Origin of the sequence: Acidisoma sp. (assembly GCF_035492295.1) — a bacterium.
Lineage (GTDB): Bacteria > Pseudomonadota > Alphaproteobacteria > Acetobacterales > Acetobacteraceae > Acidisoma.
Genome location: NZ_DATJJK010000271.1, coordinates 1 through 11,994 on the forward strand (window position 1 = coordinate 1; position 11,994 = coordinate 11,994).

An 11,994-nucleotide genomic window follows, 5' to 3' on the forward strand; every position below is an offset into this window, starting at 1 on the left:
CGCGTCGTATAAACTTCGACTTCGGATATCCCGTCCTTCGGCGCCGTCAGCGGGAAGCGGATGCGCGCACCCTCGCTGCGGCCGATCCAGTTCGCCTGCATCAGGCGCACGCGCTCGGGCCAGCGGTCGAGCCCGTCCAGCGCCGAGAGGAGGTCGGGTGCAAATTTGGTGATGGCGAAGAACCACTGCGAGAGCTTCTTCTTCTCGATCAGCGCGCCGGAGCGCCAGCCGCGCCCGTCGATCACCTGCTCATTGGCGAGCACGGTACCGTCGACCGGGTCCCAGTTGACCCAGCTTTCCTTCCGCTCGACGAGGCCGGCCTGGAGGAAGTCGAGGAAGAGCTTCTGCTGCTTGCCATAATATTCCGGCTGACAGGTGGCGAATTCGCGGGCCCAATCGATGGAAAGGCCCATGCGCTGCAACTCGCCGCGCATGGTGCGAATATTGGCCCAGGTCCATGTGGCGGGGTGAGTTTTTCGCTCGCGCGCCGCGTTCTCAGCCGGCAGGCCGAACGCGTCCCAGCCCATCGGGTGCATGACATTGAAGCCGCGCGCCCGGCGGTAGCGCGCCACCACGTCGCCCAGCGTGTAGTTGCGGACATGGCCCATATGGATCTTCCCCGAAGGATAGGGGAACATCTCGAGCACGTAGTATTTCGGCCGGCCGTCCTGCGGCACGTCTTCCACGGTGAAGCAGCCGCGTGCGTCCCACGCCTTTTGCCAGAGTGGCTCCTGGGCACGGAAGTCGTAGCGCGGCGTTTGCGGATCGGGCGAAGTGGTTTCGGTCATGGGGTGTCTATCCGGCACTTCCCGCCTTGGGGCAAGTGGCGGGACATTTGTGCGGGCGGCCTGTCCGCCCGCGCGCCGCACCCGGCGCGGGGTGCGGCGTGGTCTCGGCAAAAGTCAGTTGGTCGCGGATTGGACCCGGAGCTGGCGCGCACGGGCCAGCACCTTGTCCTCGATTTCCTCATCGGTGCCCGGGGAGATCTGGGCATCGACCCACTGTCCGTTCTGCTGCACCTGCTTGAAGATCGTCACGCGCACGCCATCGGCCCGCAGATCCTGGCCGAGGATATAGGCGTTCGCCTTGTAGCGCTCGCTCGCATCGCCCGGCGGCTGGTACCAGTCGGTGATGATGACGCCGCCGAAGGGATCGGCCGAGGAGAGCGGCATGAAGGACAGCGTGTCGAGCGCGCCGCGCCAGAGATAGGCGTTCACGCCGATGCCGGCCGTGCCGCCGCTCGTGGACGCATGGGGGTTCTTATTGATGCCGAAGGCAAGGCCATCGGCGCCCAGCAGCCCGCCATCGGCGCTTTTGTTGCCGGGCCCCACGACCTGATCGCCGTTCAGCACGGCCGGATTGACCGGCACGGACTTGCCACCGCAGGCCGCGAGAGCGAGCACGCCCAGGAGAGCGGCCGCGGAGATACCCCGACCAAGAAAAGAAGAATATCGAATCGTCAATGCCATTGCGCCTGCCCGGAGAAGGAATCCGCATCACTGCGCGGGGCCTTGTCTCTAACCCCCGGCGTCCCGTGTGCCAAGCATCTAGCTTTGCTGGCGCACAAAGAAATAAGGCGGCGGGAAAATCCCGCCGCCTTATTCAGCCGAACCAGAGAGATCAGATTACCACTGAATCTGGGTGCCAACGCCGAAGAGCTGGGCCTGGACGCGGTTGTTGTCCGTGCCGGCATTGCCCGTCGCGAAGTTGTAGCCACCCTGCCAGCGCCAACCGTAGTCGTAGTCGACGAAGAGGTTCACACCGGGAACGAGGGTGTAGGTGCCGCCGAGGGCGAGACCGTTGTTGACCTGCTGGCCGGTGGTCAGGCCCGCGGAGGTGATGGTGGCGCCGGAGCCGGCGTCGATGCCGCCCGGAAGATCACCCGTCGTCTGGAAGCGGAAGACGCTGCCACCGACGGTGAGCGGGCCGGCCGTGTACTGCAGACCGAACAGGGTGCCGATCGCCGCGTTACCGCCATCGGGCTCGAGCTGGAAGTTGTAGCCCGAGGTCTGGTTGAAGGCACCGTAGACGACGTTGCCGCCGAAGGTCAGGCCGGCGATCGTCGCCGTCGCGCCACCGGAGAAGATGTTCATGTTCTTGTAGGAGACGGCCGGAGCCTCACCCGTGTAAGCCACCTGCCCGGCGCCGAGGTAGTCCGCACCGATCTGGATGCCGACGGGGCCGAAGGTGTGTGTGAACTGGCCACCGACATCGATCAGGTTACGCGGCATGCCGCCGATGATCGGGGTCGTGGTGGAGGTCGGGGCGAGGGTGGAGTTCTCGGCCGTGTGGTTCGGCTCGAAGCCGACCGCGAACTGGAAGCCGGCGAGGGTCGGCGACAGGTAGACGATCTTGTTCGTGGACTGGCTCAGGCCGCCGTTGTCGACGAAGGGATAGACCGGCTGGGCATTGCCGGGGACGAGGGCGGGAAGGTCACCCCACCAGCCGCCGTCGTTGAAGCCTTCAAAGGTGCCGGTTTCGAAGAGAACGATCGGGCCGTTCTGCTGGCCGAAGCTGACCTGGCCGATCTCGGGGAGGCCGAGGTAGCCGTAAGCCTGGAAGACATACAGCGTTTCGCTGCTGGCCGAGCTGCCGCCGTTGATGCGGAGTTCGGTCGCCGCACCATAATGCAGGCCGTTGGCGGCAACGCCGTCGAAGCCTGGATAGAGGCGCATGTAGCCGAGGAAGCTGGCGGTCGAGGTCTTGTTGCCATCGATGTTGTCGAGGCTGGAGCCTTCGATGCCGGCATACCAGTTGACACGGCCGTTCAGGCGGACCGTGACGGAACCGGGCGCCGCCGTCTGGGCGTCGGCCGCCGCGGCCAGACCCATCGAGGCACCGACGGTCGCGACCGTCGCGAGTAGGAGCTTACGCATTTATTCCTCCTGGTTAGTGCCGGAAACCGGCCATCAAAACTATCGCCCCTACCTTCATCCACTGCTCACGCCAGAAGGCTGCGAAGCGGCTCGGGAGTAGCGCGGCGAATAATGGTCACTCGTTTGTCAAAACCGCAACGGCGACGCAACTGCAGCATGACATTTACGAAACACTGTGTCTGTTTTGCCACAACCAGGAGGGTCGGGAGGCCGGTTTTCATTGCTCAAACAAAAAGGCGGCCGGCATTTCTGCCGACCGCCCTTTGATCCCCGCGCCGGCCGGAGCCGGCAGGGTTCGGTTTGAAGCGTTTTACCAGTAGAGCCAGGTGCCGATGGCGAAGACCTGGGCCTGGACCTTGTTGTTGTCCGCGCCGGCCGTGCCGGCCACGAAGTTGTACCCACCCTGCCAACGGGTGCCGTAGAGGTAGGAGGCAAAGAGCTTCAGGCCCGGAACGACGACGTAGGTGGCGCCGGCGGAGAGACCGGTTTCGTCGCGCTGACCCTCGGTCGGGGTCGACATGTCACCCTGGCTTTTATAGTTGAAATAGCTGGCGCCGACCGTCAGCGGGCCGGTGGTGTAGAGACCGCCGGCGAGCCAGCCGACTGCGTTGGCGCCACCCTTGTAGTTCGGTTCGAACTGGCCGTTCATGTTGCCGAACTTGGTGTTGCCGCCAACCGTGAAGCCGGCGAAGCTGACCGTGCCGCCGAAGCTGCCGACGCTCACGCCCTGGTAGGGCAGATTGGATTTGGGGGTGCCGGTGTAGTTGACCGCGCCGGAATTCATGTAGCCGCCATCGACGACAAGGCCGAGGCCGCCGAACTTGGCCTTGTAGGTCGTGCCGATTTCGAAGGTGTTGCGACGCAGGTCGGTCGCGGTCGTGGAGGAGGTCACGGCCGGGCTGAAGTTCTCGGCGGTCTGGTTCGGCTCGAAGCTGAGGGCGAAGCTCAGGCCGCTGAAGGACGGCGTGATGTAGTCGATCTTATCCGTGGTGCGGGTGCTGTTGCTCCAGGTCCAGGCGTAGATCGGGCGCTCGTTCGTGTTGACGAAGAAGTTCTGGATATCGCCGTTCCAGCCGCCGTCATCGAAGGCTTCCTTGCCGCTTTCGAAGCGGCCGGCGTCGTTCAGGTAGAGCGCGCCTTCCTGCTGGCCGAAGCGGAGCAGGCCGAGCTGCGGCAGACCGATATAGCCGAAGTCACGCAGTACATAGAGCGTCTCGGTGCTGGCGCTGGTTCCGGGGCTGGACGCCGTGTTGACGCGAATTTCCGACTGCGCACCATACTGCAGGCCGTTGGCGGCGACGCCATCGAAGCCCGGGTAAAGGCGCATGTAGCCGCCCAGGCCGCCGCCCGCATATTTCGTGCCGTTATAGCTCTGTCCGGAGAAGCTGCTCACGCCGGCCCATTCTGCCACGCGGCCATCAAGACGCACGACGATGCTGCCGGGGTTGACGGCCTTGGTGAAGTCGGGGCTCGAAACCTGGGCCTTGGCAGCGCCCGCGAAGCCGAATGCGGCCGTCAGCGCTGCGGCGCCGGCCAGAAGATACTGTCGCATGAGAAGAGGAATCCTCCGATTGAGAATCCGCAGGCGATCGGGCTCTGCGGCAAAGCACGCGAGGCCGCCCCCTTGAGCGGCCAGATTGACGAACCACCGAGCAAACCGAATTCATTCGGCAGTTGTTACTGCCTCGTGAAGTTGGCTGATCGGCAGTGGAAAGTTTCCATTTCCGCCCGCCTGACATTTTTGTCACAGCGGCTTGTGGGCCTAATGCCACACTCCCCCTGGGGGATGTGTTAAGCTTCCGAGACAAGCATGCCGCAGTGCAGCGCTTGACCCTTGGCCTGCCTTAAGCGGATTGTCCGGCCCATGACCGACGAGACCGCGGCCGGAAACGGCTCTTTCCCGATTGCCACCGCCTTGCGGCGGGTACGCGCCGAAATCGCCGCCGCGGCGCTTTCGGCTGGGCGTGACGCCGCCGCCGTCTCGCTGGTCGCGGTGTCGAAATTTCATCCGCAGGACGCGGTGCTGGCCGCCATGGCCGCCGGTCAGACCATCTTCGGCGAAAACAGGGTTCAGGAAGCGGCGGCCAAATTCGGCGCGTTGCGTGAAAGCCACGATTTCACGCTCCACATCATCGGCGCTCTGCAAACCAACAAGGCGCGGGAGGCCGTGCGCATCGCCGATGTCATCGAGACGCTTGACCGGCCGCGCCTGGCGGAGGCCATCGCGGACGCCGCCGAGCGCGAAGGCCGCATGCCCGGTCTCCTCATACAGGTGAATGTGGGGGATGAACCGCAAAAGGGCGGGGTTCCCCGGGCCGGGGCGGATGCCTTCATCGAAGCGATGCGGACCCGCTTCGGGGACCAGTTGCGCGGCCTCATGTGCATCCCGCCCGCCGAGGAGGATCCGGTGCCGCACTTCCGTTGGCTCCAGGACTGTGCTGCCCGCCATGGCCTTGCCCAGCTTTCCATGGGCATGTCGGGTGATTTTCCGGCGGCGATCGCCTGCGGGGCGACGCTCGTCCGTGTCGGCACAGCGATTTTCGGGCATCGCCCGGCAGGACCGGCCGGTGCCCTCCCGCCGTCTCTCTGATCGGGAGCGGGCGGAGTGGCTGCGCTTCGCCCAGTCCATCGGCGCGCGCCCTTTGCAAGCGACCGAGGCCGAGGCGATGGCGCTTGCCACCCTGCCGGCCCCCGCTCCGGCTGGTGCGACCGAGCCGGATGCCGCCCCGCCCCAGGCTCAGGTTGTGGTGCTGTCTGCCGTCCGGCTGGCTCCGAAACCGCGCCCGGCCGAGATCGCCGTGGGGCAGGCCGCCGCCGGGCTTGATGCCGCGTCCTGGGAGAAGCTCCGCCGCGGGCGCATGCGCCCGGAACGCAAGCTCGACCTGCACGGCCGCACCGCGCAGGCAGCCTATGCGGCATTCGAGCGTTTTATCGCGCAAGCGCGGGCGGACGGTGTCCGCTGCGTCGAAGTGGTGACCGGCCGCGGCGCCGGCGAGGGCGGGGTCCTGAAACGCGAACTTCCGCATTGGCTCAACCTGCCGCATATCCGCGGCGGCATCCTGGCGGCGGCCCATCCGCACCGGGCCAATGTCGGCGCCGTGCTCTTGCTGCTACGGCGCAACAGATGACGCCCTTCGGCGCCCGGCTGCGTGCGCTGCGCCTGGCGCGGCAGGTGACGCTGGCGCAGCTGGCGGCCCAGCTTCAGGTCTCGCCCGCCTATCTCTCGGCGCTCGAACACGGCCGGCGTGGCCGGCCGAGCGCCGGCCTGGTTCATCAGGTCTGCGAGTTCTTCGGCCTGATCTGGGACGATGCCGAGGAGCTGGCGCAGCTCGCGAAACTGTCCCATCCGCGCGTCACCGTGAATACGGCCGGATTGCTGCCGGAGCAGACGGCGCTTGCCAACCGCCTTGCCCAGACCATCCACACGCTCTCGCCCGAGACGATCGCAGCGATGCATGCGCTGCTGGACGCGACCGCCCCGCTGCCGAAACCGCGGCTGCGGCGGCGTGCCAATTCGCGGCTCTGAGCGTCAGCGGGTGGCGAGGCTACGGGCGACCTCCGCCATCGCCGGGCGCGCCCCGACTTCGGGCTGCATGCAGGACGAGGCCAGCGCGTCCAGCGCAGGCAGGCTTTCGGCGCAGCGGTCCAGCAGCTCGCGCAGCAGGATACCGTAGGCGCGCACTTCTAGTCTCTGCAGCAGTCCGGCGTTTTCGCCCGGCGGAATGAAGCAGGCGCCGCCGAAATCGCTGAGCATGACGGGGCCGGTTCGGCCATCCCACAGAATATTATGGGCATAGAGATCGCCATGGATCAGTCCGCGCGCATGCAGATGGGCGAGTGCCGATGCGATACCGGCCGCGATGGCGCGGAGGGACGCGGCGCTGAAGTGCTGGTCCTGGTCATAGACGTCCCGCGAGCAGCTCTCGAGGCTGGGTGGGCCGGCCAGGGCCCGCGTGCCCTCGGGCAGCAGAGGCAGGACGAGACCCTCCACCGCCTCGGGATGGTCTGCGATCCGGCCGAGCGCGTGCAGGAGAAAAGGATGACGGCCGGCGGCGAGCGTCGCGGCCATCTCGCGTTCAGGCAGGCCGTCGCTCGTCATCCGGCCCTTGAAGAGTTTCACGGCGACGGGCCGATCCTCCGGCGTCAGGTGCATCGCGCGCACGAGGCCGGAAGCGCCCTCGCCGAGCGGCCGGTCACCCGCGAGGCGTGCCCAGGAGATCAGCGGTGCATCGATCGGACGCGGATGGTCGAAGGGATTGCCGGCCCAGGCTGGCCAGGCGAGGCGAGGCAGGGCCGCGAGCCAGTCAGGAAGGGCGTCCAGCTGGTTTGCGGAAAGCCGCAGCAATTCGAGGTTGTCGGCCTGGGCCAGGGTCGCCGGCAATTGCGCGATCCGGTTGCCGGAAAGCAGCAGCTTCTGCAGCCTCGGCCGCTGCCCGAGCGCATCGGGCAAGCCGGTCAGTGCATTGTCGGTGACGGTAAGCCAGCGGAGGGAGGCTGGCAGGGATTCGCCCGGAATCTCGGCGAGACCCGTGCCGCGGATGCCGATCTGGCTGAGTGCCGGGCAGTCTCCGAGCGCGGGTGGCAGTCGGCTGATGCGGGTGTGCGAACAGAACAGAACACGCAGGCGACGGAGCCGCCCCATGTCCTGCGGCAGGTCCGTCAGAGGATTGCCGTAAAGGTCGAGCACCTCGAGCGTCTCGGCCAGACCGAAGATTTCCCGCGGAAACTCGGTCAGGCCGCTGAGGCGCAGCGTCGTTGCACCGGCCAGATCACCGCGGCGCAGGGCCTCGAGGCTCATCGGGCGCGGTGGCCGCGTTCCGCCTGATGACCGGCCCCGGGGGGCCGGTCAGGACAGGAGGAGCGGCGATCAGCGGCGGTAGGTGCCGGCGGCGATGGCCGGGATGTCGAGGCGGCTGAAGCCGAGTTCGGCCAGTTCCTCATCGGAATAGGTCTCGAGTTCGCGGGCGATCCGGCGGCGTTCGCGCAGCGCGGTCATCTGCACCTCGAAGCGGGTGCGAAGGGCCTGGACGCGCTCGGCCAGGATGCGCCCAAGAGAACGGTTTTGGGATTGGGCGAGAGATGCCACGGTGATGCTCCTCAGCATTTGTGCTGGCTCGCAACATATACTCAAGACGCTCCATCTTCTATTGCGCAGCGCAGCATGGTGGCATGCAATTCCGTCACATGTTCGTTATTACGATTAAGCAGATCAAAAGAGTCGGGAATTCTTTTTATAATCCGTTGAAAAGATTAGTGGAAAGATAACGTTCGGCCGAGGAGGCGGTGATCGCCACGATCCGCTTGCCCCGGCTCGCCGGCTCCCGCGCGATCATCAGGGCCGCCGCGAGCGTGGCGCCTGAGGAAATTCCGATCGGAATTCCCTCCAGACGGGCACAGAGACGGGCCGTCTGCATCGCATCTCGCTCGGAAACCGGCAGAATGCGGTCGACCAGACTCATGTCCAGCGTTTCGGGGCAGAAGCCTGGACCGATGCCCTGGATTTCATGGGGGCCCGGATCGTCTCCTGACAGAACCGCGCTTTCCGCGGGTTCCACGGCCACGACCTGAAAGCCGGGCCGGCGGGGTTTTAGCGCGCGCGCAATGCCGGTCAGCGTGCCGCCGGTGCCGGCGCCAGCCACGATGACATCGATTTCGCCGCCGCAATCGGTCCAGAGTTCCTCGGCCGTGGTCATCTCATGGATCGCCGGATTGGCCATGTTCTCGAACTGGCGGGCCATCCAGCCGTCGGCCGACTTGGAGACGATCGCCTCGGCCCGCGCGATGGCACCGGCCATGCCGTCCCGTGCCGGGGTCAATTCCACCGTGGCTCCCATGAGACGGATCATCCGTTGGCGTTCGACCGAAGCCGAATCCGGCATGACGACGGTGAGCCGGTAGCCTTTGGCGGCGGCGACGAAGGCCAGGGCGATGCCGGTATTGCCCGAGGTCGGTTCCACGATGTGGCTGCGGCCCGGCGTGAGGATACCCTCCTGCTCCGCTGCTTCCACCATGGCGAGGCCGATGCGGTCCTTCACCGAACCGAGCGGGTTCAGATATTCGAGCTTCAGCAGGACTTCGGCGCCGAGCTTCTCCTGCGCCATGAAGCGGCCGAGACGCACCAGCGGCGTGCCGCCTATCGCGTCCAGGATGCTGCCGAAGATGCGGCCACGGGCCTCCGCCATGGGGTGGTGGCCCCCCGATGCGCGATTCCCTTGTGAAATTGTCGCCTGTTTCGTCCTGCCCTCTACTTTGGTTGCCCTCATCAGCCTATATAACCCTCGGTAGAAGTGAATTGCGTCCGGCGCGTCGGCCGGATGGGGGTATTCCATGCTCATGCGCCGTGAACGAGCCTATACCGCTGTGGCGGTGATGCTGGATATAGGCTGGCATGCCGGACGCCAGCGTCTGGAAAGCGCGGGCGACATCGCCGACCGGCTGTCGATGGCCCGGCGCGGCATCGAGCCCGTGCTTCAGGGATTGGCGCGGGCCGGGCTGCTGGACAGTACCCGTGGCCCCAAGGGCGGCTACCGCTTGGGCAAGAGCGCGCGGCAGATCACCTTGGCCGAGGTTGTGGATGCGGTGACCGGGGACGGCGCCGACCACGGCGAAACCGAGGCCGGGGGCGAATTGCAGTCCGCCGCCGTCGAGCCGCTGTGGACGGAACTCGAGCGCCATGTGCAGACGCATCTCAAAAACATCACGCTGGAGGCGCTGATCCAGCGCGCCCAGGCGCAAGGGCTGAAGCGGCCGGCGCATGCGCCGATCGTCTTCGCGATCTGAGCGCGCCGTGAGGCCCGCCGCTCCGGAGACGATCGAAACCGCGCTGCTCTGGCGTGGCCAGGGCGCGGGGGTGGCACTCGCCACTGTGACCCGCACCTGGGGCAGTTCGCCCGCGCCGGCCGGCAGCCAGATGGCGATAGCCGCCGACGGCCGCTTCGCGGGCTCGGTCAGCGGCGGCTGCATCGAGGCCGCGGTGATCGATGCCGCAGTCCGGGTCATCGCAACCGGAACGCCTGCGCTGCTCTCGTTCGGTGTTACTGAGGAGCGCGCCTGGGAGGTCGGGCTTGCCTGCGGCGGCCAGGTCGAGGTCTTCGTGGAAGCTCTGGAATGAGTCCGGAGATCGCGGCAGCCCTCGCCGCGGCGCGGGCGGAAAAGCGGCCCGTGGTGCTCGCCACCCGCCTGCCCGATGGCGCGCAGCGCCTGCTTCCCGATGGCGCCGCGCCGGCCGCTCTGGCGGAGTGGGCCGAAGTTCTGCTCCGCACCGATCGCAGCGAGACGCGCGATCTCGCGGGCGAACGGTGGTTCCTCCGTCCCTATAACCCGCCGCTCCGGCTCATCCTCGTCGGCGCCGTCCATATCGCCCAGGCCCTGGTGCCCCTGGCGCAGGCCCTCGGCCTCGATCCTGTCGTCGTCGATCCCCGCCTGGCACTGGCGACCGAGGAGCGTTTTCCGGCGAGCCACCGGGTGACGGACTGGCCGGACGAGGCGCTCGATGCGCTCGGCCTCGATGCGCGCAGCGCGGTCGTCGTCCTGACCCATGATCCCAAGCTTGACGATCCGGCGCTCGACCGCGCCTTGCGGTCAGACGCCTTCTACATCGGCGCCCTGGGCTCGCGGAAATCCCATGCGGCGCGGCTGGAGCGGCTGGCGGCCCTCGGCCATGCGCGCGAAAGCCTCGCCCGCATCCGCGGGCCGGTCGGGCTGGCGATCGGGGCTGTCACGGCCGCGGAGATCGCGCTGTCGATCATCGCGGAAATCGTGGCCGTCCTGCGCGCCGCACCGCTCGGCGCAGGGCGATAGGATGACGATCGCCGCCCTTCTGCTGGCGGCAGGCTCCTCCCGCCGCATGGGGGCGGCGAACAAGCTTCTTTTGCCCGGGCCGGACGGCCGGGCGATGGTGCTGCATTCCCTCGATCGTCTCCTCGCTGTGTTCCCGAGCGTCACCATCGTGCTCGGGCATGAGGCGGAGGCGGTGCGCGCGGCGCTGGGCGCGCGGCCGGTGCGGATTCTGGAAGCCACGGATCACGGCGACGGGCTTTCTGCGAGCCTGCGGGCAGGGATCGCCGGCCTGCCGGTCGGGGCGACGGGCGTGCTGATTGCGCTGGGGGACATGCCCTGCGTCTCGCCCGAGACGCTGCGGGCTTTGCTGGCGGCGCACCGGCCGGCCGGTGTCACCGCGCCCAGCTTCGGCGGCCAGATGGGCAATCCCATTCTCTGGGACCGCCACTACTTCCCGGCGATGCGACGGCTCACCGGGGATCGCGGGGCCAAATCCCTGGTGCCGCCCGACGTCCATATCATCGAGGTCCCGGATGAGGGAATCCTGATGGATGTCGACACGCAGGAATCCCTCAGGGCGTGGCAGGCTCGCCCTTGAAATAGCGAGCAAAAAGCGGATTGAAGCCGATACGATAGACAAGCTCGGCCGGCTGCTCGATGCTCCAGACCGCGAGATCGGCGGCTTTGCCGGCCTCGATCGTGCCGGTCTCGCCGATCAGCCCTAGTGCTCGCGCGGCCTCCCGCGTGACGCCCGCGAGGCATTCCGCGACTGTCATGCGGAACAGCGTCGCCCCCATGTTCATGGTCAGCAGCAGGGAGGTCAGCGGCGAGGTGCCGGGGTTGCAGTCGGTCGCGAGCGCCATGCGCGTGCCTGCCGCGCGGAACAGGTCCACCGGCGGCGCCTTGGTTTCGCGGATGAAGTAATAGGCGCCGGGCAGCAGCACCGCGACGGTGCCGGCTTCCGCCATGGCGCGCGCATCCGCCGCTTCGGCATATTCCAGGTGATCGGCCGAGAGCGCTGCGAAACGCGCGGCAAGCTGCGCTCCGCCGCCATGGGACAGCTGCTCGGCATGCAGTTTCACCGGCAATCCCAACGAGCGGGCCACGGTAAACACCTGTTCCATTTCGGCGGCCGAGAAGGCGATGCCCTCGCAGAATCCGTCCACCGCATCCACGAGGCCGGCTTCGGCTGCCTGGTGCAGGCCGGGGATCGCGACCTCGTCCAGATAGGCTTGGGAGCGGCCGCGATACTCGGCCGGCACGGCATGGGCCGCGAGCCAGCTGGTGCGAATGCGAACCGGGCGACGGCGCTCCATCAGCCGGGCCGCTTCCAGCATCC

15 protein-coding genes are annotated in these 11,994 nt (G+C 67.1%); 7 read left to right on the forward strand and 8 right to left on the reverse strand.

Annotation, left to right across the window (positions count from 1 at the left end; all coding sequences use genetic code 11):
• The 4 genes from VL752_RS20030 to VL752_RS20045 form a co-directional block, all read right to left on the reverse strand.
• The coding region (locus VL752_RS20030) for a class I tRNA ligase family protein (RefSeq protein WP_325358017.1) at nt 1-788 on the reverse strand (788 nt) is incomplete at its 3' end.
• A gap of 114 nt (nt 789-902) precedes the next feature.
• Nucleotides 903-1,469 (reverse strand): DUF3576 domain-containing protein, encoded by a 567-nt coding sequence (locus VL752_RS20035; RefSeq protein WP_325358019.1) that lies wholly within the window; start codon nt 1,467-1,469, stop codon nt 903-905.
• A 156-nt stretch (nt 1,470-1,625) separates the two neighbouring features.
• Nucleotides 1,626-2,876, reverse strand: coding sequence for a hypothetical protein (locus VL752_RS20040; protein ID WP_325358020.1), 1,251 nt, complete (start codon nt 2,874-2,876; stop codon nt 1,626-1,628).
• Nucleotides 2,877-3,186: 310 nt separating this feature from the next.
• Entirely contained in the window at nt 3,187-4,428 is a 1,242-nt protein-coding gene (locus VL752_RS20045) for a porin (protein ID WP_325358021.1), read from the reverse strand.
• A gap of 312 nt (nt 4,429-4,740) precedes the next feature.
• On the opposite strand from VL752_RS20045, the gene VL752_RS20050 reads away from it, so the two are divergent.
• The 3 genes from VL752_RS20050 to VL752_RS20060 are packed head-to-tail and all read left to right on the forward strand — an operon-like array spanning nt 4,741 to nt 6,402.
• On the forward strand, nt 4,741-5,466 hold the full coding sequence (locus VL752_RS20050) for a YggS family pyridoxal phosphate-dependent enzyme (protein ID WP_325358023.1): 726 nt from the start codon (nt 4,741-4,743) through the stop codon (nt 5,464-5,466).
• Nucleotides 5,444-6,004, forward strand: coding sequence for a Smr/MutS family protein (locus VL752_RS20055; RefSeq protein ID WP_325358025.1), 561 nt, complete (start codon nt 5,444-5,446; stop codon nt 6,002-6,004). Before VL752_RS20050 ends, VL752_RS20055 begins: the two co-directional genes overlap by 23 nt.
• Entirely contained in the window at nt 6,001-6,402 is a 402-nt protein-coding gene (locus VL752_RS20060; protein ID WP_325358027.1) for a helix-turn-helix domain-containing protein, read from the forward strand. The genes VL752_RS20055 and VL752_RS20060 overlap by 4 nt, the downstream gene beginning before the upstream one ends.
• A gap of 3 nt (nt 6,403-6,405) precedes the next feature.
• Here the strand turns inward: VL752_RS20060 and VL752_RS20065 are convergent, their stop codons facing one another.
• The 3 genes from VL752_RS20065 to cysK form a co-directional block, all read right to left on the reverse strand.
• On the reverse strand, nt 6,406-7,674 hold the full coding sequence (locus tag VL752_RS20065; RefSeq protein WP_325358029.1) for a leucine-rich repeat-containing protein kinase family protein: 1,269 nt from the start codon (nt 7,672-7,674) through the stop codon (nt 6,406-6,408).
• 69 nt (nt 7,675-7,743) lie between these two features.
• Nucleotides 7,744-7,962 (reverse strand): hypothetical protein, encoded by a 219-nt coding sequence (locus tag VL752_RS20070; RefSeq protein ID WP_325358031.1) that lies wholly within the window; start codon nt 7,960-7,962, stop codon nt 7,744-7,746.
• 145 nt (nt 7,963-8,107) lie between these two features.
• The gene (gene cysK / locus VL752_RS20075; protein WP_325358033.1) at nt 8,108-9,058 is read right to left on the reverse strand and encodes a cysteine synthase A; all 951 of its coding nucleotides are present in this window, start codon (nt 9,056-9,058) and stop codon (nt 8,108-8,110) included.
• A gap of 145 nt (nt 9,059-9,203) precedes the next feature.
• On the opposite strand from cysK, the gene VL752_RS20080 reads away from it, so the two are divergent.
• From VL752_RS20080 to VL752_RS20095, 4 genes are read left to right on the forward strand one after another with little or no spacing between them, the layout of a single operon-like run.
• Nucleotides 9,204-9,656, forward strand: a complete 453-nt coding sequence (locus VL752_RS20080; RefSeq protein WP_325358035.1) for an RrF2 family transcriptional regulator — start codon at nt 9,204-9,206, stop codon at nt 9,654-9,656.
• 7 nt (nt 9,657-9,663) lie between these two features.
• Nucleotides 9,664-9,987 (forward strand): XdhC family protein, encoded by a 324-nt coding sequence (locus VL752_RS20085; RefSeq protein WP_325358037.1) that lies wholly within the window; start codon nt 9,664-9,666, stop codon nt 9,985-9,987.
• Nucleotides 9,984-10,676, forward strand: a complete 693-nt coding sequence (locus VL752_RS20090) for an XdhC family protein (RefSeq protein WP_325358039.1) — start codon at nt 9,984-9,986, stop codon at nt 10,674-10,676. The genes VL752_RS20085 and VL752_RS20090 overlap by 4 nt, the downstream gene beginning before the upstream one ends.
• A 1-nt stretch (nt 10,677) precedes the next feature.
• Nucleotides 10,678-11,253, forward strand: coding sequence for a nucleotidyltransferase family protein (locus VL752_RS20095; protein WP_325358041.1), 576 nt, complete (start codon nt 10,678-10,680; stop codon nt 11,251-11,253).
• On the opposite strand, the gene VL752_RS20100 is transcribed toward VL752_RS20095, so the two are convergent.
• The coding region (locus VL752_RS20100; RefSeq protein WP_325358043.1) for an amidohydrolase family protein at nt 11,228-11,994 on the reverse strand (767 nt) is incomplete at its 5' end. The genes VL752_RS20095 and VL752_RS20100 overlap by 26 nt on opposite strands.